The 25,905-nt window shown below is 62.3% G+C and carries 17 protein-coding genes and 3 pseudogenes; 3 read left to right on the top strand and 17 right to left on the bottom strand.

What is annotated here, in order from left to right:
- Positions 1 to 38: 38 nt before the first annotated feature.
- Positions 39 to 1,391: pseudogene (locus NLM32_RS05845) on the top strand (IS66 family transposase); the annotation flags it as partial.
- A 27-nt stretch (positions 1,392 to 1,418) separates the two neighbouring features.
- Here NLM32_RS05845 and NLM32_RS05840 read toward each other — a convergent pair.
- Both NLM32_RS05840 and NLM32_RS05835 read right to left on the bottom strand, forming a co-directional pair.
- Complete coding sequence (locus NLM32_RS05840) at positions 1,419 to 3,491, bottom strand: recombinase family protein (RefSeq protein WP_254128298.1); 2,073 nt, start codon at positions 3,489 to 3,491, stop codon at positions 1,419 to 1,421.
- Entirely contained in the window at positions 3,478 to 3,696 is a 219-nt protein-coding gene (locus NLM32_RS05835) for a hypothetical protein (protein ID WP_254128297.1), read from the bottom strand. The genes NLM32_RS05840 and NLM32_RS05835 overlap by 14 nt, the downstream gene beginning before the upstream one ends.
- A 306-nt stretch (positions 3,697 to 4,002) precedes the next feature.
- On the opposite strand from NLM32_RS05835, the pseudogene NLM32_RS05830 reads away from it, so the two are divergent.
- Positions 4,003 to 4,236, top strand: a pseudogene (locus NLM32_RS05830) (transposase domain-containing protein); the annotation flags it as partial.
- A 96-nt stretch (positions 4,237 to 4,332) separates the two neighbouring features.
- Here the strand turns inward: NLM32_RS05830 and NLM32_RS05825 are convergent.
- From NLM32_RS05825 to NLM32_RS05765, 13 genes and pseudogenes are all read right to left on the bottom strand, one after another.
- Positions 4,333 to 5,148 (bottom strand): annotated as a pseudogene (locus tag NLM32_RS05825) (IS630 family transposase); the annotation flags it as partial.
- 19 nt (positions 5,149 to 5,167) lie between these two features.
- Positions 5,168 to 5,521, bottom strand: coding sequence for a hypothetical protein (locus tag NLM32_RS05820; protein WP_254128296.1), 354 nt, complete (start codon positions 5,519 to 5,521; stop codon positions 5,168 to 5,170).
- 155 nt (positions 5,522 to 5,676) lie between these two features.
- A complete protein-coding gene (locus NLM32_RS05815; protein WP_254128295.1) occupies positions 5,677 to 8,985 on the bottom strand; it encodes an exodeoxyribonuclease V subunit beta in 3,309 nt (1,102 codons plus the stop codon).
- A complete protein-coding gene (locus NLM32_RS05810) occupies positions 8,982 to 11,618 on the bottom strand; it encodes a PD-(D/E)XK nuclease family protein (protein WP_254128294.1) in 2,637 nt (878 codons plus the stop codon). Before NLM32_RS05810 ends, NLM32_RS05815 begins: the two co-directional genes overlap by 4 nt.
- Positions 11,619 to 11,769: 151 nt before the next feature.
- A complete protein-coding gene (locus tag NLM32_RS05805) occupies positions 11,770 to 12,126 on the bottom strand; it encodes a DUF6527 family protein (protein ID WP_254135222.1) in 357 nt (118 codons plus the stop codon).
- Positions 12,127 to 12,203: 77 nt separating this feature from the next.
- On the bottom strand, positions 12,204 to 13,385 hold the full coding sequence (locus NLM32_RS05800; RefSeq protein ID WP_254128293.1) for a ThiF family adenylyltransferase: 1,182 nt from the start codon (positions 13,383 to 13,385) through the stop codon (positions 12,204 to 12,206).
- On the bottom strand, positions 13,360 to 14,106 hold the full coding sequence (locus NLM32_RS05795; protein WP_309144873.1) for a multiubiquitin domain-containing protein: 747 nt from the start codon (positions 14,104 to 14,106) through the stop codon (positions 13,360 to 13,362). The genes NLM32_RS05800 and NLM32_RS05795 overlap by 26 nt, the downstream gene beginning before the upstream one ends.
- A gap of 82 nt (positions 14,107 to 14,188) precedes the next feature.
- The gene (locus tag NLM32_RS05790; RefSeq protein ID WP_254128291.1) at positions 14,189 to 17,593 is read right to left on the bottom strand and encodes a UvrD-helicase domain-containing protein; all 3,405 of its coding nucleotides are present in this window, start codon (positions 17,591 to 17,593) and stop codon (positions 14,189 to 14,191) included.
- 1 nt (position 17,594) lies between these two features.
- Entirely contained in the window at positions 17,595 to 18,173 is a 579-nt protein-coding gene (locus tag NLM32_RS05785; protein ID WP_254128290.1) for a hypothetical protein, read from the bottom strand.
- Entirely contained in the window at positions 18,170 to 19,027 is an 858-nt protein-coding gene (locus NLM32_RS05780) for a DNA-binding response regulator (RefSeq protein WP_254128289.1), read from the bottom strand. Before NLM32_RS05780 ends, NLM32_RS05785 begins: the two co-directional genes overlap by 4 nt.
- Positions 19,024 to 20,097, bottom strand: coding sequence for a nucleotidyl transferase AbiEii/AbiGii toxin family protein (locus NLM32_RS05775; RefSeq protein WP_254128288.1), 1,074 nt, complete (start codon positions 20,095 to 20,097; stop codon positions 19,024 to 19,026). Before NLM32_RS05775 ends, NLM32_RS05780 begins: the two co-directional genes overlap by 4 nt.
- Positions 20,094 to 20,873, bottom strand: a complete 780-nt coding sequence (locus NLM32_RS05770; protein ID WP_254128287.1) for a DUF6088 family protein — start codon at positions 20,871 to 20,873, stop codon at positions 20,094 to 20,096. The genes NLM32_RS05775 and NLM32_RS05770 overlap by 4 nt, the downstream gene beginning before the upstream one ends.
- A gap of 95 nt (positions 20,874 to 20,968) precedes the next feature.
- Positions 20,969 to 21,982, bottom strand: a complete 1,014-nt coding sequence (locus NLM32_RS05765) for a YiiX/YebB-like N1pC/P60 family cysteine hydrolase (RefSeq protein WP_254128286.1) — start codon at positions 21,980 to 21,982, stop codon at positions 20,969 to 20,971.
- Positions 21,983 to 22,255: 273 nt separating this feature from the next.
- On the opposite strand from NLM32_RS05765, the gene NLM32_RS05760 reads away from it, so the two are divergent.
- Positions 22,256 to 22,537 carry a hypothetical protein gene (locus NLM32_RS05760; RefSeq protein WP_254128285.1) on the top strand — a complete coding sequence of 94 codons (282 nt, stop codon included), beginning with the start codon at positions 22,256 to 22,258 and terminating at the stop codon, positions 22,535 to 22,537.
- 2,149 nt (positions 22,538 to 24,686) lie between these two features.
- Here NLM32_RS05760 and NLM32_RS05755 read toward each other — a convergent pair.
- Together NLM32_RS05755 and NLM32_RS05750 are read right to left on the bottom strand one after the other, a co-directional pair.
- The gene (locus NLM32_RS05755; RefSeq protein WP_254128284.1) at positions 24,687 to 24,884 is read right to left on the bottom strand and encodes a hypothetical protein; all 198 of its coding nucleotides are present in this window, start codon (positions 24,882 to 24,884) and stop codon (positions 24,687 to 24,689) included.
- 613 nt (positions 24,885 to 25,497) lie between these two features.
- The gene (locus NLM32_RS05750) at positions 25,498 to 25,860 is read right to left on the bottom strand and encodes a response regulator (protein WP_309144831.1); all 363 of its coding nucleotides are present in this window, start codon (positions 25,858 to 25,860) and stop codon (positions 25,498 to 25,500) included.
- Between the last annotated feature and the right edge of the window lie 45 nt (positions 25,861 to 25,905).

Raw genomic sequence — 25,905 nt, 5'->3', positions numbered from 1 at the left:
CGGTTGACGCGGCGGCATGACTTCGATTCAAGACTACGATGAGTCGCAAGCCCACGACGCACGAGCTGGAAGCCTTGATCGCGGCGCTGAAGGCCGAGAACGAGAAGCTCGCGCAGCGCGTGACGCACCTTGAGGAGCAGTTGCGGCTGGAGCGGCTGCATCGCTACGCGCCACGCAGCGAGAAGCTCAAGGATCGCATCTTCAACGAAGCCGAACAGGCTTCCGCCGAAGAAGGCGCGGAACAGGACGATCTCGAACCGGCGGTCGTGCCGGATACGGGGCGGCCGGAGGGTGAGACGCCCGCGCCGAAGAAGCGCGGCCGCAAGCCTCTGCCGGCGGATCTGCCGCGCCAGCGTATCGAACATGATCTGCCCGAGGACCGGAAGGCCTGCCCGTGCTGCCGGAATCGGATGCACCGGATGGGCGAGAACGTCACCGAACAACTGCATATCGAGGTGAAGGCGACAGTGCTGCAGCACGTGCGGTTCAAGTACGCGTGCCGTCACTGCGAGCGCACTGCGCTGAACACCCCGATCGTGATCGCACCGATGCCGGCGCAGCCATTGCCGGGCAGCGTCGCCACGGCTTCGACGCTGGCGCTCGTGCTGGCCAACAAATACGTCGACGGCACGCCGCTGTATCGTCTGGCGGACGCGCTGGCACGCGCCAACGTCAGCGTCGGCCGCGGCGCCCTGGCCAATTGGGTGATCCGGTCGAGCGAATTGCACCTGCAACGCGTGTATGATGCGCTGAAGCAAACGCTCCGGTCGCAGCCTCTGATCCATGGCGACGAGACGTGGGTCAAGGTCCTCAAGGAGGACGGGCGGGATGCGCAGACCAAATCGTACATGTGGGTCTACCGCAGTGGCCAGGACAGCGCCCAGCCAGTCGTGTTGTTCGATTACCAGCCCGGTCGCGGCCAGGAGCATCCACAGGCCTTCCTGGCCAGTTGGGGCGGCCTGTTGATGAGCGACGGCTATGACGCCTGGCGCACGCTCTCCGGTGTCACTCATCTTGGCTGCATGGCGCACGCGCGCAGGAAATTTACCGACGCGCTCAAGGCGATGAAGAAGCCCGGCGGCCTCTCGTTGCAGGCACTCAGGTTCTTCGAGGCATTGTATGAGGTCGAGAGGCTGGCGCGCCAGACGCCGCCCGACGGCAAAACGCGCGCCGAATACGCCTTGCGGCTGCGCCAGCAGCACAGCGTCCCGGTCCTGGCTGCGTTCAAAAATTGGCTCGACGATCAGGCGCCGAACGTGCTGCCCGAAAGCCTGACCGGCAAGGCCATCGCCTATGCCCGCAACCAATGGGATTATCTGGCCCGCTACGCCAATGATGGCCTTGCGCCGATCGACAACAATGTTCTCGAACGCGACATCAGACCCTTTGCAATGACCGATTCATTCTGCAGCTCCTCCTCAAGTGCCTGGAAACATTGAGATCTGTTTTTTGGAATCGACCCGACACGGGCGACCTTTTCGCTTGAGCGCGGCGACGACCTCGTCGCTTGCGAGGTCGGCGGCACGGATCTGGTGAGGGGCCTCGGGCATGACCTGCTCGGTGACCAGCAATCCGCCTTGGATAAGCCTGCGAATTTGATGATGGCTAACACCGAGCTTTGCAGCGGCGTCGCGCAGTGTCAGCCACTCGCCGTTCTTGTCGGCGGAGCGATAGCCGTGAATACCGTGCACCTGGCGCAGCGACCCGACACGGCGCGCTGTCCAGGTCCTGCCTTGGCCGGTCGGCATTCCCATTCGGTTCAGCGATGCGGCGATGTCTCGATCGGACCATCGGCCGGCCATGCTGCGCATGACGGCGAGCGCCTGCTCAGGTGTGCTACAGCCGTGCTCGCCGGTTCGCGGCTTGCGGACGCGCAGCTCGGAATGCTGACCACCCTTCCAGTGGATGACGAGCACGATCTCACCGGCCGCCTCGTCGACGTCGGCGATGATCTCGGTGATCAGCGCCCGCACAAGTCGCTGGCGCGTTCGCATCGTCGTCCTCGGTGCCTTCCATGCTGCCGAGAGGTCATCAGCCAGTCCGGAGAGGTCGAGGCGAGCGCCGCCGGCATCGGGCTCACGCATTCCATCGAGCCGCTGCCGGCAGGTCTCGACACGCTGCAACGCGGCCTCCCATGCCTTCTCCAGCTGCGCTGCGATCAGGCGATTGTCGGGGTCGCAAGCGGCATAGCGACGTTCTGCCAACGATGCATCATACTGGGCCTGCTGCAGCTCCAGCTCGGCGATGCGCCGTCGGTCCTTGTCTTCGTCTCTCAGCATGCGCTCGGCCTCCTCAGCCGCTTGAATGGCCATCGGCGCAACTGCGCGCAGCATCTCGGCGGCGATAATCTCGTCGATGCGCTTGCCCCCGAAGCCGAAGCAACGCCGCTGCCCCAGTTGCAGGTTTGGCCTGTCGCAACGGTAGACTGGTCGGGGATAGCGACCGGTGTAGACAACGTTGAGCCGACGGCCACAGCGTGCGCAACAGATGAGACCGGCCAGCAGTGCACGCCCACCCCGTCCGGACTTGGTGTCTCCCACCTTGCCGTAGGCGTTGCCAGCGAGCAGCGCCTGATTGCGCTCGTACTCCGCCCAGTTGATGTAGCCCTCGTGATGATCCTTGATGAACACTTCCCACGCGGCCATCGGCTTGTGGTGGCCATAGCTCTTGCGCGCACGGCCATCGACGATCGCGGTGCGCTTCTCGCTCTTCCCGTAGGCGTAGACGCCCGCATAGAAGGGATTCTTGAGAATCGAGATGACATTGCGATACCTGATCGGCCGCCACTCGAACGACGTCAACGTCCTGCCGTTCGACGGGTACGGAAAGTGGATATTCTGCGACGCCATCCACAATAGCACTTGACGGGCACTGCCCAGCTCACGAAACTTCTGGAACACCAGCTTGATCACCTCCTGCAGCCGTCGATCCGGATCGAGGCCGAGGCCGATGTGCCGGTCCCAAGTGTAGCCGATCGGGATCGAGATCCTCAACTCGCCGCGCTTCGCTTTCGATCGGACCGCCTCGTACATTCGGGACCGGATGATCCCCAGCTCGAACTCGCTGATGCTCCCCTTCATGCCGAGCAGCAGGCGGTCGTTCGGCCGGCACGGATCGTACACGCCATCGAGGTCGATGACACGGGCCTCCACCAATCCGTACAACTCCAGCAGATGGTGCCAGTCGCGTCCATTGCGGGCGAGCCGCGAGGCATCGAAGCAGAGCACAGCGCCGACTTGCCCGGCGCACAGAGCGGCGACCAATCGGTCGAAGCCGGGCCGGTCGACGGTGCCACTCGCAGATCGGCCGAGATCGTCGTCAATGATCTCGACGTTGGTGAAACCGCACCGCCTCGCGACTTCGACAAGTTCGTACTGCCGCCGCTGGCTCTCAAGGTTCGATTGCACTTGCTGCGGCGTCGACTGGCGCACATAGACGACCGCCTTGCGTTGCAGCACGGCTGCCGGAAGTAGCGGGTCATGCGTGCTCATCGTCCGCCTCCTGCGTTGCGATGCCGCTCGCCTCGAGCAGCAGATGCGCCAGCGACCTGAGAGCTGCTTGGCGCTCCGCCGGACTCATGCCCCGAAGCCGCACGTCGTCGAGAACGAGATCGAGCTGGCGTGGTGCTGTCGGGGGCGTGTGCTTCAGCCGCGGAACAAGTTCCGTCCTTCGTGTGAGCGTGAGCTGCGATCCCATCCTGCGTCTCCTGCGTGACGATGTTGCCGTCCGTGGAGACCAGCCCTGATTCGCAGGCGATAAGCAGCTCACGCAATGCGCAGAGCGCTACCAATGAGACCTGCGGTGCGCCGACCTTGAGACCGGCGCAATAAACCGCATCGAGCTTCCACGCCGGCAGGATCGTCACGACGCCCGGCGCCAGCTCGACGTGCACGAACTCGCCCGATGCGCGCCGTTCAACCTGAATGCGACGCGCGCTTTGCCCGTACAACGGATGCCAGCGATAATGGATGATGACATCCTGCCCGATATGGGCAGAATGACCGCAAGATGGTGACCGGAAGAAAAAACTGGTTGTTCAGCGACACCGTCGCCGGCGCAAAGGCCAGCGCGGTGATCTACAGCCTGGTGCTGACATGCCGGGCCTGTGACGTTGAGCCCTACGCCTGGCTATGTCACGTGCTCGCTGAACTGCCGCAGCGTCCGCCCGACGCCGACATCGAAGACCTGTTGCCATTCAACTTTGCCAAGCACGCAGAGACCATCAACCCTGGCTGATCGCCTTAAAGCCAACAGGGACACTCCACCAATCAAAATCCCCGCCCTGCGCAGACGAGGAGATGATGCTGCACCGTGCGTCAAAAAGCGCGCTTACAGCCAATCCTCATTCTTCTTGTGAGTGTTGAGGTTGTCGAGGATGACGTGGAGCTTTCGGTCTGGAAAGGCCGCGGTGAGGCTGTTCATGAAATCGAGAAACTCGACACGGCGACGGCGTTTTGAATGCGTAGCGATGATCTTTCCGGTGGCGACCTCGAGCGCCGCAAACAATGTTGTGGTGCCATGCCGCTTGTAATCGTGGCTCTGGCCGGTCAAGGCGCGGCCATTGGGCAACTTCAGATAGCCCTGCGCTCGCTCCAAGGCCTGGATCGAGGGCTTCTCGTCCACGCATAGCACAATAGCCTTCGCTGGCGGGGCGACGTAAAGGCCAACGACATCGGCGGCTTTGGCCGTAAAGTTCGGGTCGTTGCTCTCACACCAGGATTTGCGAGCCGCGAGGTCAATCTTGTGGTTGCGCAGGAACCGCCAGACATATTGGACGTCAACATCGCCCAGCGCCTCGGTCAGCAGAGGACCGGTCCAGCGCGCAAACCCTTGCGGGGGCGGCTTATCCAGCAGCTTCAGAATCCGCTTGTCGGTCGTCTTCGTATAGATCGGCTGCTTGCCGGGCCGCGGCTTGTCCTGCAGGCCTTCAAGTCCTTGATCGGCATAGCGATGCCGCCAAAGGCTGACAATCCGCGGCTGGACCCCAACTTCCTTGGCGATCGACCGGGTGCTGCGCTCATCCGCCGCCAACAGAACTATCCGCGCCCGCTTCAAATCGCGCTGCAATGTCACCGGCGAGCGGCAACACGCCTCAAGCACCTTGCGATCTTTCCTCGAAAGGTGGACTTCTCTTGCTTCGGGTATCATCCCAACCTTGAATCACGACTCACGTTCCAAGAAAAGCGGATACTAGAGCGAGAAGTCTGCCATAGTCGCCGAGTTTAGCATCAGCGAGACAAGCGCGGGTCTGCTGTATTAATTGGTCCATTCGCGCGGGCACCTCGGCCGGAATGCAGAATTCATAGCTACCTGGCTGGATCAGGCTATCGGTGACGATCCTGCGGTCGACGAGTGACGTGTCCGGCGTGCCTCGATAGGTCCCGGCATACTCATCGTGTCCTGGCGGCACGAAGGATGCAAATAGTTCGCGATGGAGATTTCGCGGATCGGCGAGAATGTCTCTCCGACGCGCCGGATCAGAAACGATCTCCCTCAGCAGCGTATTGCAGCGGTCTGTCATGGCGCCGTCGTAGTTGGTTGCACGATGGGGCTTGCCATTCCGGCGGTGACGTTGCCAATTTTCTCCGTTTCATTCCTCTGCCTCGCGTCATCTTCAGCAACACTACTGGCCTCATACGTCTAACTGAAAGCTGCCTTCGAAACTGCCCGAACGTCTTATCGTTCAATCCAGTCCAGTTCGCCGAGCGTCAGATAGACGACAGCACCGAGCGGTGCACCGACTGCCTCCAGATACTGCAGCAGCTGCCCGGCATAGGCCTGCCGGTCGGCGGCAGTCGGGGCCACGTCGCTCTTCCAGTCAAAGGCAAGAACGGTTCGGCCGGCTGCGATGGCAACGGCGTCTGCGCGGCCGGCCGTCAGGGTTCTGCCAGCATCGCGGGCGCCATAGAGGGGGATCTCCGGTACGAGCGCGGCTCGGTGTTCTGCAACGCCCGGCAGACGCAGGGCTCGTAAGGCGGTCACGGCCATCTCCACCGGATCGGGCACCGTTCCCGCTTCTAGCGGGCCCAGCTGCGCGAGGAGGACGCCGGCTCGGGCTTCCAGAACAGCTGCCGCCTCCTCGATCTCTCCTGTCAACACCTCTTCGATCAGCTTGTGCAGCACCGCGCCCCGGATTGCGCTGCCCTTGACCGTCACAAGACCCGAGGGGTCAGGGTCAGCGGCCTCGTCGACCCGTGCAACCTCAACCAGGCGATCGGCGTCGCCGTCGCTTGGCCGAACCCACCGGATCGGCCGGGACGCATCCGTGATCGAGGTTTGCTCAGCTGCAAACGCCTCTTCGCTCTGATGGTTTTCTTCTGCCACGACCCTTGCCAGAGGACGCCGAGAGAAGTGCGCAGCATCCCATTCCGGGATATCGTCCTGCCCCAGATCGAGAAGGTGTGCCCAGCTTTTGGCGCGCGGCACCGACAACGTCGGCAGGATCAGCATCTCGATTGCCCGCGTACAGGCGACGTACAGGAGCCGCTCGTGCTCCTCTGCACTGTCCTGGTCATCGATGCTGATGGCATCCGCGATTGCTGGCGGAACGACATCGCCCAGCACCCAGTGCAGCGTGTCGTCTTGACGGCGGTGGATAAATGGCTCGCGCCGTCTCAGTTCAGATCCCATATTGATCGGAATGACGATCGGCCATTCGAGGCCCTTGGCGCTGTGGACCGTAATGATTTCGATCGCTTCGCGGTCCGCATCCAGCCGCGCTTCGTCGTAGGGCTCGGGTCCGAGGGGTCCGCCCTCCCAGTCAGCGTCGATGTCCTGCGCCAATTGCTTAAGACCGCGCACACCGTAGCGGCGTGCGCGCTCCATCAGAAGGTCGAGATTAGCCAGAGCCCGCGCGGCCTGATCGCTGCCCCGCGCGGCAAGCGTGGCTCGCACGCGCAGCCGATCGATCGCCTCGCTCAGCAGAAGAAATGGCGTCGTTCGACGCACACGCCGCCGCAGATCTCGGAGTACGATCAGCGTCTCCCGCGCCAGCGGATGGTTGATCTGCTCTGGCTGTGTCTGCAGCGTCAACCTCGGCGTCGGCGAGCGATCTTCTGTCCCATCTGGCGCGAGCGCTCGCGTGATATCGAGCAATTCGTGATTGGTGAGACCGACGAGCGGTCCGCGCAACAGGGCGCCGAGTGCTAACGTATCACCTGGGTCCGCCAGCACCCGGATCAGCGCGACGAAATCCTGCGTTTCCTGGCGCCGGAAGAGGTTGCGACCGGCCAGCGAGACGAGCGGCAGGCCACGCTCCTCGAGCGCCCGTTCGTAACGCCAGAGCTCGGTGCCGACCGGCGCGAGCAAGGCGATGTCGCCGGGCACAATCAAGGAGTTTTCTCCGCCGGATCGCCGCACGCGGACATTTCCGATGAGCTGGGCGCAGATGTCGGCAACGGCGCGCGCCTCCTCGTCGCGTATGAACGCCGCGCGGCTCTTCTCGCCGATGCGGATCGTGGCCTTCATGACGCAAGGCAGACCGTGCTCTGCTGGACCGAGCGAGGACACCAAGGGGACGTAACCAGGGGCCTGTCGGCCCAACGGACCGTGGAAACAGCGATTGACGTGGTCTAGAATCTCGCCGCGTGACCGGAAGCTCGTCGTGATCCGCAGGATATTGTCGGGAAACTGACGCTCGGCAGCTTTGCGCGCCTCCATATAGGTCGCTACATCCGCGCCTCGGAATCTGTAGATCGCCTGCTTGGGATCGCCGACGATAAACAGGTTGCCCGGAATCAGTTTTCGCGCCTGCCAGGCCGGAGCCCCGCCGGGGGCGCTGGCGATCAGAAACAGGATCTCGGCCTGCACCGGATCGGTGTCCTGGAATTCATCGACGAGGATTCGCGTGTAGCGGTTCGACGCCGCTTGCCGGACAGCCTCGTGACCGCGCAAAAGCTCGCGCGTGGCGAGCAGCAGATCGTCAAAGTCGAGAACGGCAGCGTTGCGCTTGTATGCCTCGAAGTCTTCAAGGAGCTCATCAAGCGCGCTGGAAAAGGTCGCGACCAGCGCTGTCGCGATACTGCCAAGAAGGGCACGAAACTCCGCCGCGCACTGGTCATAGTGGGATGTGGCCTGCTCTGCGAGGCGCGTTCCTTCGTCCTTGCCGGCAACGTATTTCCAGGCCCCCAAGCGCCGATAAGGGCGCAGATCGCTGGAGCGCCAGGCCATTGCATTGACGCGAGGCGGATGGGCAAGCTCCCAGAGCCGCTCGAACGACGGAGGAGAATCGAAGGCGCCTGCGAAGAAGGCGGCGAGCCTCTCAAGATCGGCAACGTCTTCGAGCGCCCGGTCGGGAGCCTTTGTGCCGTCGATCCAGCGGCGAAACTCCCGCACGCTCTCGACAAACTCCAGATCGGCATGTTCGGCAAGATCGCGGGGCAGAGGCTTTGCAGTCCGAAAGTCGCGCCGGAACTTGCCGAGCTTTTTTAGCGTGTCGACCGCTTCCCTTGGGTCTCGGCGAGCCATGACAACGACCGGATCGGTCGGATCGGCGTTCTCGCCGAGACGCCGTCGCAGCCAACGCTCGAACACGGTCGTAAAGGCAAACTCGGTCTGGACCGCATCGAGAACCTCAGCGCCAGGATCGACGCCCGCCTCGATCGCGTAGCTGCGAAGCAGCTTGTGGCAGAAGCCATGGATCGTGGTTGCCGTCAGCTCGTCCAGTCGCGCGCGCGCCGCGATGAATGCAGCTCTCTGCGGCGCAGTCAGCGCTTTGTCGACGGCGAGCGCCAGGTCTTCAGGGATGGTTCCCTTCAGCAGCTCGTTGACAAACCGCTCCACCCGCACGCGCAATTCTCCGGCCGCGAGCTCGGTGAACGTGATGGCGGCGATGTTGCGTGGTGCGATGCCACTGGCAAGCAGCATGGTCACGCGCCCGGCCAGCAGCGAGGTCTTGCCGGTGCCTGCCGCGGCTTCGACCAGCAAGGTTTGATCAAGGACCGTGAGGGCGCGCCGCCGGTCGGCGCTGTCGGCGAGCTCATTCATGGCAACTCCCAGAACCGGGCGAGATCGCCGGCGGCGGCGACAAATGCAGCCTGCTTTCTGCGGAAGTAGGCTGGAGATGCAGGAAGCGCGAGCCGAAGATCGTTGAGACGGTCATCGGCCGCCGGCCCTGGGACAGCATGGCCGCGCGTCAAGGCGGCGGAGGCCGCGTTGACGAAGCCTGCGGTTTGCGCAATTGCGTCATCAAGATCCGGCAGCAAGAAGATCGCTGGTTCGTCCTTGAGATAGATGAGCCGGGTTCGAATGGCGGGCACCTCCGACAGAAGCTGGCGGCATGCCAAGGCGTACAGCACCCGCTGCAGCTCAGCGCCGCCGGCAATGACTCTGTCGGCGGCATTCTCCGGCCGCTCGCCTGTCTTGTAATCGGTCACACGGACAGCGACACCGCCGGCACGCAGGTCGAGGCGATCGATCTTCCCGCGAATGGCGACCGCAGTACCGGGCACATCGACCCGCAACGTAGGGTCCCATGGCCAATCGGGGTTCATCGCCTTTGGCGGATCGGCATGTTCGCCGAACGGCACCTCGGTCCAGCTGCGCGTGCCGCTCTCGGTGAATTTCTCGTTCGTCAGGCCAGCCAGCGCCATGGCGGATGCCTGGCGCACGGTGTTGACCCAGAGCACCTCGGGGGGCACCGGCCGTTCCAGCGGCCATGCTGCAATCACTTGTCGCACCGCCGCCGCCAGCGCGCCCTCAATCTCCTCCGTGCCGGCCACGGTGAACCCGGGCACCGGCTCCAGCGCGTCGACGGCGCGGCGCAGCAGCTCGTGGACCAGCCGGCCGAACTCGTCGGGCGAGAGCATCAGCGGACGCTCCCGGTCGTCCGGTGCACGCCATCCGAGGGCGTATTTCCAGACAAAGCCCAGCGGATCGCGCAGCAAGCGCGCGAGCGAAGTCGGCGACTGGATCTCGGCGAGGCTTTCGGCGATCACGGCGTGCCCCGCGACCAGCAGCCCGTCATGGGCTGTCAACTCTGGTCTGTGCCAGCTCTGCCAGCACTGCAGAGCGGAGCCTGTCGCGAGGTGCCCCGCAATCTCTTGCGGGCGAGCGGTAAGTCGGTCCGATTCGCTCGCCGCGTGCTCTGCGATCCGCGTGCGCGCTAGCGCGAGCGCATTGCCGCCGGGAGGCAGGAGCGGGCTCGGGCCCGCCCGACCGCCCTGTGCGTTGCGACGGCTGCGCGAAAGAACAATGCCCTGTGTCGCGCAAGCGGCAATGATGGCGAATGCCCGCCGGTCCGCTTCAGCGGGCGGATCGGCGTCGAGCGGACCCGGCGGTCCGATATGGTCCGGCAGCAGAGGGTCTTCGCCGGACGCGCGCGGCCATCCGCGCTCGGTCAGTCCAAGCAAACGAACCCAAGGGCGTGGCGATGCGGCTAGCTGCCATGCTGGCGCCCAGACCACGGCGTCACTGGCATCTCGTTCATCCTCGACGCGGATTTTCCGTAGCGAAAGCTCCAGTGCGGCCGCTGGCGCGCTTCGTGTCGCTCGTTCCCAAAGGCGGCGCGCGCGGCCACGCAGGAACACGTCCGCCGCTTCTTCGGCAGCAGCAGTTCCTCGTTCCAGCAAGGTCAACAGCTGCATCACAATCGGGCGCGGGTCGGTATCGGGAAAGGTCAGTTGGTCGAGGGCCCGCCCCCATTCTGCGGCCGAGGTCAGCGAGGCGCTGCGCGGCACGCGCAGCCAGTCGCGCGGCAAGGCGTCAATCGTCGTTCGCTGGCCTGCTGACAGAGCAAGCAGACGCCGCACGCGGGCTTGGCTCAAGCCGTGAAGCAGGACATCGGCGAGCGCAGCGCAACGCTGTCCATCCGCGGTGCCGAGACACGGCCGGCCGTGCGGAAAGCTCACCGGCAGTTCGGTTTCTTGCGCCAGCGCGACGATGTACTCGTCCCATTCGTCGGTGCTGACGCCACAGATCGCTATGTCACTGGGCTCGGCTTGTCCCGAGGCGATCAAGGCGCGCGCCCAGCGAAAAGCCTCGAGCACCTCGTGGCGCGGATCAGCGCATGTGACCTGTACGGGCGTTGCCGCCACGGCGGTCACCGTTCTGACCTCACCTCGAAACCAGGCCGTGTCGGCGCCGGGCGGCGCGGTCCAGACGACCGGCACCATGGCGCAGAGATCATGGACGATCGGTCGCCAGACCGGCTCGATGAAGTGCACCCCCATGATGGAGACCGGGCCCAACACCTCAGGCGCCCATTGCATTCGCGCGCGCGCCTCGTCACGGAGATCCGTCGGCAGGCGCGCGCCGCCAACCAGAAAGTCGCGCACACGGTTCTCAAGCCGAGCAAGATCGCGGATTCGCGCGTTACTGTCCGGAGCGTGAGCAAGACGGGTGTCCGCGTTCCATGCCGCCCTCAACGTTCGTGCGACGGCGCGCGTCATCCCGGGAAGATGCCGAACGGTCTCGATGTCCTCGAAGCCGCCTGCATCGAGGGCGCGCGCGACAACAAATTCAAGCTCCTCGCCTGTGACCTGATGCAGGAAGCCGCCCGCCAGCCGCGCCGCCAATTGCGTCACGGTCATGATCTGCAAACCGTTCTCGCCATCGCGGGCGGCGGTAGCGCGCCGGGTGGCGAAAGCGAGCCCGCCCTGGACAATAACCGTCCTCCTCATCACCACTGTCCCCGTCCCCATTTCCGGCAACAACGTTATCAACGAATCCCACCGACTTGGATATCTGGCGTGGCGTGCCCACACCATCATCGCCCCTGCGCCAAATCGCGCAAAGAAGGCAGCCCGGCGGCAGGTCGCCGCCGGGCCCGCGTTATCTGCCCGAGACCCAGTGCCAGGCGCGGCGCCAAATGCTTGGCGTTGCCTTGGGCTGACCGGGCTGCGGCGGGTGCTCCGCCTGTGGCGGCTGGCCGTAGAAGCGTGCCTTGGCGGCGCGATCGCGGCGCCGTTCGGCTTCGACCTGCTCATCGCTCCAGGGGCCGGCTTCGATTACCTTGCCACGGTCGATCACATAGTGCGACCGGCACTTCAGCGTCCAATTGCCGATCGACGGGCGAATTGAGATGGTCTCGCCATCGAATGTCATTTTCCAATCTGTCGGCGTGAAGGGCGCGACAACCTCCTCGCCGCAGCCGCAGCAGCAGCTGTGGGCCGACGTGGCATACTCCATCGAAACATAGAGGATGCCTGTCTGAAGGCGTTCGGGAATATGCTCGACGAACCGATGCTCCAATTTTTTGTATCGGATCACGTGAGGTCCCCATTGATCAGCATGTTGCCGTCGGTCGTGTATGTGCAATGATGCTCGTGTTCGAGGTCTCGGTAGAATCCGCGGATCTTCTTCCACTTGATGACCGCAAGGATGGCATTGAGGGCGTTGAGGTCGGCGACCTGGATGTTGGACGCGTAGATGTCCTCGGCGCCGCCGCCGACAAAGGAGATACGCTGGCGCGCGTGATCCCGCTTCTCCGGCGTGCTGGCGGTCACCCGCAGGATGCCGCCGAGTGAGCCTTCGTCGAGCTCGAGACCCATGCCGACATCGATGAATCCGGCACCGATCTCCTCGAGCTTCTCGACGATCAACCGCTTGGCCTCGCCAGCGTCGAGAGACAAGAACGCAAAGGTGACGCCGTCGAGCAGGTGGATGTTATCGGCGCCGAGCGTGACGTCGTGGGCCACGATGTTCCGATGCATCCGGCTATAGATGCCTTTCAGATAATCGACCTTCTTGGGCGCCTCCCGCAGTTCCTCTAGGCTCGGCGCACCCGGCGCGCGGAACGCATTGTGGGTCAGGAATTCGTCGCCATCGAACAGCCGGATTTCACGGACCGGCGTCTTGGCGACGAAGTCCAGGATGTAGCCGCCGGTGCCGCCGACGCCGATGATTGCGACCCGGTCGTTGACGAGTCGCTCGGTCAGGACGCCGATGCCGACACGATCGGAGGCGGTCTCGACATAGTTGAAGACGCTGTCTTCCTCCTCTTCCGGCTCGCGGAAGGTGCGAGGCGTCGCACCTGACTTCAACACTGCGGCCGGACCCGCGATGATGTTCGCGTAGCTCGTCATCTTGTGGTGGTAGTCGGTGTAACCCCCGTCCGGCTTGCTGGAGAAGCTGTGCGTCGCCTTCAGGCCGTGGCCGAGGTCGAAGGCGCCGGCTGCGTGCGAGATGCCCTGGATGGGCGTCCCATCGGCACGGCACGGGAAGTCGCCATTCCAATGGACTACATGGGCGCCGGGGGCGTTGGGCGGGCGAGTCTGATCACCGGCCAGCAAGAGGCTGGAGATGAGCGTGCCGATGCGCACCTCCCGGCGCGCATCGACATAGGGCACCTCGCGCATGACGAGATACCCGCCCTGCTGCTGGACGAAGTAGCCTTCGTCCCGCAGCCGCTTGAGGTCCGGATTACGACTGAACAGTTCGCGTGACATTGAACACCGTGCCTTTCTTTTTGACGTCGACCGAGCCGCCCGCGCCGAGCTCTCCGGCGTGCGGCGTCGAGGCCGCGTGGCGGAAGGTCATGGAGAAGACGACGTTCGGGGCGTGCTGACCGGGGAAGGCCAGCTGGACGATTTCCTCGAACGTGACCTTGCGCGCCGGCACGGTGCGAGGCCGTGAATTGACGATGATTTCGTAACCCATCTTCGCCGTGATGAAATGTTCGATACCGGGCTCCGTCAGATCAACCAGATCACCGCGTTCGATCAGGCGCTCCTCGCCGCCGGGGATCTCGAGAAAGACGGCTTCACCCTCGGCAGGCTTGGCAAGACCGTAGAGCACCGCACCGCTGATCGCCGGTTTGCCCCAGCGCAGCTCCTCCTTGTTGAGGGTGAGCTTGAAGTCTCGGTCGGTCTGGAAGGCGATGAAACGCTCGGCCCCGCGTGCGCGGAGGTCAAAGGGCTGGTCGAGCAGCACGTCCTCGAAATCGCCGGTCGGCATGATCGCGAACAGGCTATAGCCGCCTTCGGGGTCGAGGCCGGCGGCCTCGAGCAACTGGCGGCCCAGCGGCACCGGGTCGCTGACGTGGCGGGGCTGGAAGTTCAGATCGCCCTGCGCGAGGAGAAAGCGATACTCCCGCGCCGGACGCAGCGGCCGGCCTTCGCGCAGGGCGTCGCCGAGGTCGTCATAGTCAAGCAGTTCTTCGGTTTTCATCAGATTGGTTCCTCTAGGTTTGGCCACGGCAAGTGCCGGGCTCCAAAGGTCCAATCGGGGCGAGGTCGGCCAACCGGTAAGGTCAGGCGAAGTTTTTTTTCACTGGCCCGGCGGGGGTCTGGCCGCAGATGAAGAAGGCAGGGCAGTTCGGGCAGGTGCGGAACGAAATCTCCGCCGGGAACCGGCCAGCCCGGATGTCAGCGAGGAACTTGACCAGCTTGTCCTCGCGCCCTCTTAACTCGCGGTCAGACAGGGAAATAGAGTGGGTGTCCCCGTCGGAGAGGTAGACGAGTTCCGCGACGGCGCCTGGGAAGGCCTGCTTGACGGCCAAGATCAGCGCCGCCGCGCCGACATCCTTGGCGTCGGTCGATCGCATGTGGCCGGTGCGAATCCGGCGCACGGCGCGCTTGCCGTCCGGTCGAACCAGCACCTCGTCCGGCCGGACCATGATCTCCTCGCCACCAAAGTTAAGAACCAGCACGACCGGCGGCTCGGCGACCGCGCCGGCGCGATCGCCCAGGAAAAAGCGCAGCATCTCCAGCGCCAGATCGCGAAAATCAGTGCGATAACCGTGGTCGGCGAGCCCCTCCCCGGCAAGCGCCGCATCGGTCCGGTCCTGCAGCGCCTGCTCGCTTAAGATTTCCTCCGATGCGACGACAGCCTCGACGACCGAGCGGACAGCCTCATGCAGATGCATGAAGGCGGTCGCGGTGCGCCGACCGCCGACCTGCAGGACGTGGGTGTAGAAAAAACGGCGCGGGCAGGACTCATAAAGCGCGATTTGCGGGGCTCCGAAACGCAGCTTGCCGTCGACGATCAGGTCAATGCCACGCGCTTCTTCTGCCACCGGGAGCGGTCGGGCGGGAACGACCGAACGGCGCGCCAAATGCCCGCCAAGGCGGTCGAGGAACGGCGAAACCGGCCTGTTGTGGCCGTTGCTCTTCTCGGTCGGTGCATAGAGGAACAGGCGGTCACGGGCGCGGGACAGGCCCACGTAAAAAAGGCATTCCTGCTCCTCGGCCTGACCGGCGCGGAACGCATCGATCGCGCTGCCTTCAGCGCCGGTGACCATGCCGTCGGGCGGCGGACAGGGCGGCGCCGGCGGCGTCCGCGGCATGGTATCGCTGTTCATGCCCGGGATATGCACGGCGCCGAACTCCAGACCCTTCGCACCATGGATGGTCATCAGGCGAACTGCGTCGAGATGTTGCGCTGCCGCAGGCAACTGACGCAGGTCACGATCATCGCCAAGTCGGACGAGCCTGCGAACGCGGTCGAGCAGACGCGTGATGGGAAGCCCGCGGCCCGCCGGCTGCACCCGGACAAAATTCAGGAACTGCCATATGGCAATGCCACGGGTGCGGTCGGCCAGGTCCGCCGACGTTCCGAGGCGCGCGGCCATGCGGGTGCGCTCAAGAAGGATGGTCGCAAGCACGGTCCATGGCGAGGCTGTCTGATCGAAGCCGTCGAGCGCTGCCGAGAGCGCGGCAAGCGCCGCGCGGCCAGGCTCGCTCAGTCCGGCGATCGCCTCGTCCTGCCGCAACCAGCTGCCCGGCGTATGCTCGACCGTCCGCAGATGATCGAATACGGCCACGACATCCGCAAAGGAAGTGGCGAATTCGGGCCAGCAAGCAATGCGCACCAGGCCCATGGCGCGACGGTCGACAAGGAGCGACAGCAGAGCGAGGAGGTCCTTGACCTCGCCCCGCTCGAACAGGCTGCCCAGAAACAGGACCGGCACGCCGAGCCGCTCTAATTCCTGGCCGATCTTTGAAAGCTTTTCGTTGCCGGTGCAGAGAACGGCCTGGTCGCGATACGCATAGCCTTCGCCGCGGAGCTGTCCGATCACATCAGCCAAGGCGACTTGCTGTTGCTCAGCGCGATGGACGGTGCGCAATTCCGATCGATGTCCGTTGGCATCTCGGTCGGCTTCCAGGCCGCTGTCGGCATCGCCAGCCAGCATTTTGGTCGCGAAACTGGAGAAGGCATCGACGATTTCTGGCACCGAACGGTAATTGCGTTTCAATCGACCACGTTTGCCGCCGGCAAAGTCTTCCTTTCCGAACCGGGTCATGTTGAAGGAAGAAGCGCCGCGAAACCGGTAGATCGACTGTTTGGCATCGCCGACCATCCAGAGATTACGCCCGTCTGGCCGCAGCCCGGCAAGCAATCGCACGCTGCTGCGGTTCACGTCCTGATACTCGTCTACGAGGACGTGATCATATTGCGCCTGCAACGTCGCGCGGATCGCTGCGTCCTTGTCGAGCAATTGCACCGGCAGGGTCACAAGGTCACCAAAGTCGACGCAATGCGCGTTGCGCTTCATCTGCTCATACGTGGCATAGACACGGGCCACCTCGCCCGCGCGTTCCGCCATTTCACGGGCATCGGCTGTCTGCGCCTTTGACAGCATGCCGGCAGCAAGTGAAGCGTAAGTCTCGGCGTCGACCACCTCGTCCTTTGCCCGCGACACAGCCGCGAGCATGTCGGCAATGATCTGGGTGGGGTCATAAAGATTGCGGTAATGCGCGAGACGCAGGCGCGGGAATTCTTCCTCGAGAAGTTCGACAGCTTCGGTCCGATCCATCATCCGCGGATCTTTCGGCAGGCCGAGCTCTGCATGGAAGCGGCGAATGATATCGAGGCCGAATGCGTGAAACGTCCCGATCCACATGGCCGCTGCAGCGTCGGGACGCTTGCGTGCAATTCGCTCCGCCATTTCGCCGGCAGCCTTGTTCGAAAACGTCAGCAACAACATCCGCCTCGGATCGACGCCTTCTTCCAGAAGGCCTTCGACCCGCGCGATCAGCGTCTGCGTCTTGCCGGTGCCCGGTCCCGCTTCGAGCAGATAGGCTTCACCGCGATGCGTTGCCCCCGCAACCTGTAGTGCGTTGAGCGGTCGCTCAACATGTTCTGCTGCGGCCGTCGGCGGGACCGACGGCAACAGCAAAGCGTCGAAAAGCTGCTGCGCGACGATCTCGAATGGTGCGCCTAGTTTGACGGCTATGGCGGACGCCGAAAGCCCCTCGTCGACATGGAGTGCCCTTACGACACTACGGGGGAGCAGCAACTCGCGCGCGAACAGGTCCATCTGGACTTCACGGCGTTGCTTGCGCCCATAGTCGACCACGCGGTCCATGCCGACGGGCGACGGTTCGGCGGCCCGAGCTGGATGAATGGTCGCTGCCGCCACAGCCCCATTTGGATCGTCGCCGAGCTCGACATGGCCAATTTCGTGCGCGACGAGAAAGGCCTGGTCGAAGCAAGAGCCAATATTCTCATGGATGATCAGATCGTCTGCGGCGACGAAGGTCGCGCGGCCGCCGTCCAGCACCGCTGCTCCCGCCGCTGCCGGCTCGACGTCGATCCCTCGTCGGCTGGCCTCGGCGACAGCAAACTCGTAAGGCGACCAGGGATCAGCGCCAGCCGCGACAAGGCGAGCGTGAAGCTCAGCAGCAATCTGCCTGGCGACCTCCACCCCATCCATGTCAGTCCGCCTCGGACAACAATCGAATCCTCTTCTCCGCCGGGACGCCGGCCTCGATGAGGACCTGCTCAAGGGTTACTTGCTCACCGACCGTGGGCTTGCTGTCGGCCTTGTAGCTCCGCGCCAGGTACGATTCAGGCGAGCCCCATGCCGCCTCGACAAGCGCGATGGTGCTGCCGGCGGCGTCAGCGAACATCTGGAGAAATCGTTTGGGGATGCTGATGAGCAGAACTCGGCGCTCGCGCAACGCGGTGACGACCTGTCGGGGTACGTCAAGACGGCGGGCGACTTTGCGCCAGTCATCGGCTGTCAGCGCTGCGAAGGGTTCGGTCGCCGCCGTCGGCAGCGCCGCCGCATGGCGCGCCCAGACAGCATCGAGCAATTTCGAATCGTCAGCCGTCAGGGGTCCCGTCTCGTCGTGGCATTCGCGGCCGAGCTCGCGCGAAAGGTCTACGAGTTCGGCCGCATATTCGGGGTAAAGCCGGAGATAGCGCTCCAAGGTCGCGCGATCAGGGATGGTTTCGACGGCAAACGCGTCGAGCACGTCCTCTCGGGATGGCCGTGCGCCAGCAGGACTCATAGCTCATCTCCTTCGGCCATGGCGGCCCGAATGGCGGCAAAGGCCTTGTCACGGTAGGTCCGGACGGTCTTTTCGGACCGGCGTAGGGCCTTGGGAATGGACATGACCTCTTTATCCTTGGGGTCGATGGGGTAACCCTCTCTCAGCATATGAATGATCCTGCTTTGTTCTGGTGGCAAGGCGTCAATCGCCGCCTCCAGACGCAGCCGGTAAGCCGGATCGTCGAAATTTGATGCGGCGAAGGGATCGTAGGCCCCTGCAGCCGTCTCGACCTCCTCCGAGAGTTCCCCGCTGTCTTCGTCGTATTCCAGAGGCTGGGACCGGTTCTCGTCGCGCCAAGCCTGTTCCTGTGCATCCCGTCGCAGGCTGGCCAACGCACCATCGAACCGCACCTCGAAATAGTCGAGCTTGTCGACATAGTCAGTGCGATCCGCCGAAAGCAGCTCGACAAATCGACCGAACACCTTGTCACGCACGATTCCGCGCGTCAGCGACTCGGTTTTACCGTCTCGGCTCTCAGCCTTGGGCAGACTGCGCAGGACCCTCTCGGTCAGGATCCGATAGAGCCGCTCGAACCAGATTTCGTTATTGTCGCGGCGGCTTGCGCGGATGAAATAGATGAGACATTCGCTGGGAATGTAGGCTTTTTCGGAGCGTTTGGTGATGGCCGCCCTGGCGACGAGGTCGTCGCGCGGCAGCAGCGCGAGCTCGGCGATGAGCGCGGTCATCTTCGGATCGCGTTCATAGAGTTCACCGGTCAGGCGTCGCTTGCGAAGCGGAGTTACGACGACGTCGCTTGACGGCGGCGTATCCGCCCGGGGCTGTACGCCAGCATTGTCGTCCGATCGTTTCATCGCACTGCCCTGCCGCCGGCGCTTTTGTTCAGGCGCGCCTCGAGTGTGGTGACGCTCTCTAGCACCGCCTCGAAGGCCGGCGGGTCGCCGAAGATCATGCCGGTCATGGCTCGGTAATCGACGCGCAGCTGCTCGATCATCTCGTCATGCGGTACGAGCGCAAAGGAGCCGGGCACAGCGCTGGCCAGATCGAAATCGGGGCGGTTGAAAAACATCCGTGCGTGCGCGACGCAGTCGGCTCCGAGCTCCGGGTCCTTGATGGCGGAAGCTCCGGCGCGCGTCGGAAGCAGCTTATGCAGGTCATAATAATGGCGCGACACGCGCTGGCCGCCGCCGCGCAGCTCGCCGCGCTTGTCGAACCAGCGCCGCAAGCCGTGCAGGATGACGACCTTGTCCCAGAAGGTTCGCTCGGGATCGACGGTCCGTACAGCCGGAACGGTCAGATCGAGCGCAGGCAAATCATCGTCGACATAGGGCTTGATCGGCACTTCGCTATTTGGATCGAGGGCGGATTTGGCGCCGGACTCGATCTTGATCGCGGCGCGGATGTAATCCGATTTCGGGGTCGCCGTCGGATACCAGATCAGAAGCGTCTGCTTGTCGCCGTCGGCGTCGTCGGCTTCCACCCGTGCGGCGCCTGCGTCAAGACCGGCAGCCTTCAGCCGATCGGCGAGGATCTGCGTCAGTTCGTTGCGCAAGGAGCCATTGATGTAGGCCTGGCAGGCCGCCTTGATCGCGTCAAGCCGCGCGCGGCGCTTGTTGTTGCTAAGAGCATTAAGCTCCTCGATGGTCGCCGGCTCGCCGATGTCGTCCCGAAAAACCGTAACGTCGATATCCTCGGAAAAGCGATTGATCAGGCCGAAGCCTTTGGACAAGGACGTTCCGCCCTTGAAGAGCAGGCGGGGCCCTCCCTCCTTCAAGCCATGGAACAAGGCGTCGAGCGTCCAGCAGACCCAGAAATCCTTTTCGATATTTTGGGATGCGGTGCCAAGACGCTGCGCGGTCGTATCGAAGGCGCTCAACATCGCGTCCGTTCCGGCTGCAAGGACCTCGTCAAAAGCCCGATTCATGTTTTCTCGCCCCTGACGCGCTTGGCTGATTGCACCTTGTTTGTTGAGTCGTCCCTGGGCCGGGTGCCGGCGGCGAGATGATCATCATCATCGGCGGCATGGTTAGCATCGACATGCCGATCTTGGACATTGGTGTCACCTTCTATCAGCGGCTTGAGGAACCCCCACATCCAGGTCGGAAGCGCGGTCTTGCCGGCGTCGATATCGGCCTTGAGCGGCGGTCCTGCCGACGGGTCGTCGAAGAGCTTGGCTAGCTTCTGTTTAACCCGATCACTCTCGCCTTCACGGGCCAGGAGATCACGCAACCAGTGAAGTGCCTGGATGACGCGCATGGCCGGCCGGCCGGCCCAAAACAGCTTGCTGGCTGCGGTTAGACGGAAAGTGATGGTGACATTGCCAAGCTTGATCGGTTGTTTGCGCGCGTCGGTATGGACCACAATTTTGGCCGGCACGGCGTCGGTCAGGCCAAGATCGTTGGCGGCGGTCATGCCGTCGACGAGCATCCGGGCTTGGTCGCGCCGACCGACGGCGTCGATGACGGAGCGAGGATCGGGCGGGTTGAGCTGCTGGGTCAGCCTGTTGAAACCGAGCTGATCATAGAGCCCGCGGTCAACCCTTCTCAGGTTTTTGGCGTTGGTCAGCCGCTGCAACGTCTTATCGACGGCGTCCCGGGAGGCGAGGTCGACGAAGTCGGTTGGCGTCCAAACCTTGCGTGGCACATCGGCCCGGATTCGCTCCAGGATTGCAGCCTTCAGATCGGGTGAGTCTTCGGTCATGTCCGAAAAATGTATAGCTTTTTCGGACTTAACACAAAATTAGTCGTCCGAAATATGTATACAAAATTCGGACAACTAAATTGAACCAGCTGAAATTACCCAGGTTTTTGGCGGTTCCCGGCATTTTCCGCGAGCCACGCCCGTGCCGCCTCAACCCGCATTTGGTGCAGGGCCATAAGTCGCGCATAGAGTTCGGCCAGCACTCGAAACGTGCTCAGTCCGGTCCGGTTCGCAAGCTCCAGATAGCCCAAATAGTTGATCTCGAACCGCCGCCCGCCCTCCGGATCCCCCAGCAATTCTCGGCAATACTCCTCCATTGAGGGCGCGCCGGCCGGGTCGCGCTCGATTGCCGCCCGCATCAGCTCCAGATGGTATTGCCAGCCGCTTTTGGCGAGTTCGAGCTGCCAAACCGTCAAATATCCCGATTTCTCGTAAGCCCGGCGAAGGTGCCGATCCTCCTCGGGATGGGCCAGCAAATAGCCGATGATGTCGTTGAGGCTTTGAATGCTGTCGGACCGCTTGCGAGCGGCTTTAAGAACCGCATTCGTCGCCTCAGACATCGCCACCAGCGTGTTCGCTCTCGCTTCCCAGAAGGCTACCTCCTGATTAGACGCAGGCAGCTCCACGTCGGGAATTTCGACGAGGTGCGTGCTGGTGCGAAGGTCTTCAGGGCTACAGTAGTCGGGATCCGGAACCAAGCTAATCCCAGCGAAAGCATAGGCCTGGGCGGCGAGCCGCGAACAGAATTGCTTGCGACTTCCGGCGCGCCGCATCGTGCGTGCGACAACGGCCATCGCCTCTTTCTTGGAGTATTCGGTCCCGGTGGCTGCTCTGACGAAATCGGTGACTTGCCGGATCACCTCTTCACTCAACGGCGTTCGATGCCGCAAGGCGACGACGATGGCGTCGTCTTCCAGGAAGAGCCGTTGCAGGTTGCTGGAATGGACGCCATGAGCCGTTGCGTCGATGAGCGAGGAGTGTTGGACGTAGACCATCGCGTGAGAAATCTCGCTCTTGGTCATGCGCCGGACGGCTTTGCTCACCTTGCCCGGGCCCGACGTCAGGATGATATCGCCTACCTGCAGGCGTTGAGGGTTCAGTTTTTTCATTGGCTCAATCGGATGTCTGCGCACCGGCGCAGCGACCAGTGTTGCAAAGCTTTGATCACGATTGCGTCGTTACATCGCAACTGTTCACTCTGCGCTACGACTTGCTTCCTGTCGCTTCCACGATCGACATCGCAAAGCGATGGGTTTGAATAGTTCTGTTGCACCGGGCGTTGCCCAAGGAGGCCCAACTGAGCACTGGGAATGGCAGGCACGTCCTAGCAACAGCGCTTCCGCGTCCGTCCGATTTGTACGCCAGGGTACGCAGGTCGCGCCATGAACATCCTTTCTTGTTCAGAGCTGCTTTATTTTATTCTCGTGGAGATCATCGAAGCACATGCGGGAATCATGGTTGAGAATGAAAAGAACAACCGGCGCCGGCTCGTCGAGTTCAAGGACGGCTGCCGCTATGGCAAATTCGGAAGGACTAAGGCTTATGAGCTGATCGGCGACGCCAGGATTAGGGCCTACAAGATGGGAGGCAAAACCATGATAGACCTCGACAGCGTCGACAAATATCACGCTTCGCTGCCGAGGGTCGAAACGAGAGCAAATTAGGCCCGCCGATCTGCGTAGGATGCGGCGGTAAATCGCCGTCGAGCGGGCCCTCCTCGTTGAGTAGGGTCGACACGATCGAGCGCAATCTCGTAGTGGTCGCCGGCGGTGCCAATATTGCAGCCCACAATCCGCTGCGTCTTTTTAAATTGTCTCGTCAGACATTGTACGCCATCTGACTTTGGCACGCCTTGGTCGTTGGACGTCCAGTTCAGCGGCGCGCGATCAGGCGCTTTTGGCTCGGTCTCGCGCAACGCAACAGTGTTGGCCCGAAGCCCTGCCCCACCCCGCATACTAATTCTCGTCACGGCTGAGGTTCGATTCCGGTTGGGACATTGCGGAGACCGGAACGGCATGGGCCTGCCCTGCTTCCAAGGACTGCTTCCAAGGACCCGCTGAAAGTATTTTTTCAAGCTAAGACAGCACATCAGCTTGTCGGTATTTCTGTCGGTATCGGCAACAATCGACGAAAAAATCCATTTTAAATTCAACAAATTACTGCACTATGCTGTTATCGGCCAGGGGCACCAAGATGAAAACATCAATATAAACAATAGCTTATGACGCTGGTTCGATTCCATATTTTTGGGAAAATTCTCAACGCCCTTTGAAAACACGCGTAAAAATTCGCACCAGCCGTGCGTGTTGTCGGTATTTTTGTCGGTAGTTGGTAGAACAACTGTTCGCGGCGAATTTCGTTATTCCGAACGAATTGAGCAGATGACGCGCAAGAACGATGGCGCGTGCGCTAATCCCAAGCAGCGACGGCAGCTTCGATTTCGGAATCTCTGAACCGCGGTATTCGCACTCGGTGTGATCTACCTAAGCGGCTTTCAGCTTGCTGATCGCCGGGTCGGCGAACCCGGCGGCGCGTATGGAAAGCCCGCTTCGCTAGCTGCTACCGCGAAGGAGTTCCGCCAAGATTTCCGCCGTAACAAGCGACGGTCTCAATCTCTTCGCCACGCCGGACGAGAGCGGGCCCCAAGAGGCGCCCCCTAAGCTCTGGCGGTAGGCGTGGTGGCTGGAAAGTGTGAATGGCCGCTTACGCCATAAGCTACCGCCTGTAAATTGCAGATACGCGAGAAAGACCACAGCACCTCAATGGCAGCGCAACACATGGCGACGCGCCGATAGCAAACCCAAACATCTGTCAGAGAGTCGTCGCTTGGGACAAAGGCAACAAAAAACGCCGCCCGCTTAAATAAAGCGCAGGCGGCGGATCACCAGCCCCGGGAGGGTGAGAGTAAAATCCCGATAAAGGTTAGTCCCGACGTGTCGCCCTAAGGTTCATCGGCATCGAGTGGCAACGCCCGAGGTCAAAGATAATTCAAGAATCGCAAGGTCGCAGACCGAGCGTATTTGATCGAAGCTGCTTTTCCCTGAGCCATTGGATGATGGCACGTTGAGCTGCGATGATAGCCTCTGCTCGATTGAAGCCGATGCCTGTTTTCGATGACCGACCGGCTCGCTCAAACGACCATTTCCAGCCAGGTGGATTGATCGTTTGAACCACCGTATACTCAATACCCTGATGTTCCATGCACCGTCATCGCTCTGCGACGAATCAACACGTTAGACAGCGAGAAACGCTGATCAATCAGCGTCGCTTGAAGTCTTCTCTGAACGATCGACTCGAACTTCCCTAAACTCCGCGGGTCCGTCGAGAAGACGCTGCTTGCGCATCTGGTGCTCCTGCGAACTCGCGGAGCTGTCGGCCCTGTCATCCAACACCGCACCCGCCAAACGATGGGCTCGCCTTCGTTTGCGACCCGTCCGACGACCTCTTGCATCCTCGTTCGTCATCGAATTGGACCCTCAAATTGGAGCGCACATGAATCGGACGCGCCCGCTCTCGGTCGGCGGAGCTCAGCAACCGCGGCAAATGTTCTTCAGCTTTGCGGCGGTTCGAGCCTCTTCCGCGACGAATGGGTCCTTGTAACCTGACGATGGGGCACTATCCGTTTCGGCGGGCTTCTTGGCCTTTGGTGGAAACGCCGCATCGTAACAGGAGAGGCGGGCACTCGTGCTCTCGATCGCGCTGCAATTCGGCTCCGCTACGGAAGCGGCTGCCGCAGATGTGCTTAATCCTGACGCGAGCAAGAGCGCCGCTGTCCGAATACCGGATCGAGTTCTGCTCATACTGGAGGTCCCGTCACGATCCACCTTTGTTGACCCAAGAAGGACGCTCGCCGGTCCAGATTGGAAGAGCATCCCACTCCGAGCAGCGCATCCGGCGCTCCTCACCTCCGACGCTCACGAAAACAATAGGCGCATCGTCCCGGCCTGTTTTCGAGCCAACGAAAATTGCCGGAACGCCGTAGGCATCCCTGATGACTGCAGTGTTTGCCATTATCGGCTCCCATTGGCCCAAACTCGCTCGAGGCATTCGATTTGCATTTTGAACGCATGGTGACTGAACCGCTCGCAGCTACAGAATAGCCACAACCGCAATCAGCAGTGCGAGGAAGACTGGCACCAATAGCGGCGGCACAAGCCACTCACGGATTTCGAATTTGTCGGATTTTGACATCTTACCGCCTTCACTGGGTTGAGGCGGGAGCGCAAAGCTCTCAGTCACCGATAACAGCCACTAAGCGCGCGGTGATGGCCATCCTATAGCAGTCTTCTTACCACCGAGCCAGATCAATCTTGGCCCATTGCTGCCGAACGTAGACTGGCAGTCGATTGCGTCTCCGGATCGGGCGCGTTCACCTCCAAAAAAAAGCGGCAATCACCAACACGACCGGATAGTCCCGAGTACGACACTCCTATGCCGAAGCCAATTTCGCCAGGCATTGGGAGCTCCCGCCAAGGCAAGAGTGCAAGCTGTCCTTCTGACCTAGTTGGACGCTTTAAGTACGCGCTGGTGCTGGTCCGTGTGCACGCAAACCACTCGAAAGGCGCTTCTACAGCTCCAGGTACTTCCATCGCTGGCGCGCGTGACGCGACGGGCGGACTGGCCATCATCCGGTGAGAGCATGGAGATGCTGGCCGAGTTGCCTTTGCATATAGGGCTTGGCCAGAAAGCGGGCTTCGGCGGGTAAATCCTCCACGACAGGCTCTACCTGGCCCGATGTGACCAGCAATGCGATCGGAGGCCAACGGTTGCGAACAATGGCTAGAAGTCCAAGGCCGTCCATCGAGCCGGGCATCTGGATATCGGTAAATACGATCGCGATGTCAGCGGTGGTCTCCAAAAGTTCGATTGCATGATCGGCATCAACGGCCTCTATGACCTCAAAACCCAACTCGCGCACCATCTCAGCCGCGCTCAGACGAATGAGAAACTCGTCCTCGACTATCAACACAAGGAATTTGTGAGCCACCGAATGGGGGTACTTTACTCTTGAGGTCCACAGGTAACTGTCGCC

The organism is Bradyrhizobium sp. CCGUVB14 (assembly GCF_024199935.1).
In the GTDB taxonomy this organism is placed as follows: Bacteria; Pseudomonadota; Alphaproteobacteria; order Rhizobiales; family Xanthobacteraceae; genus Bradyrhizobium.
Note: the sequence above shows the minus strand (reverse complement) of the source record. Positions and strands in the feature narration are given on the sequence as shown.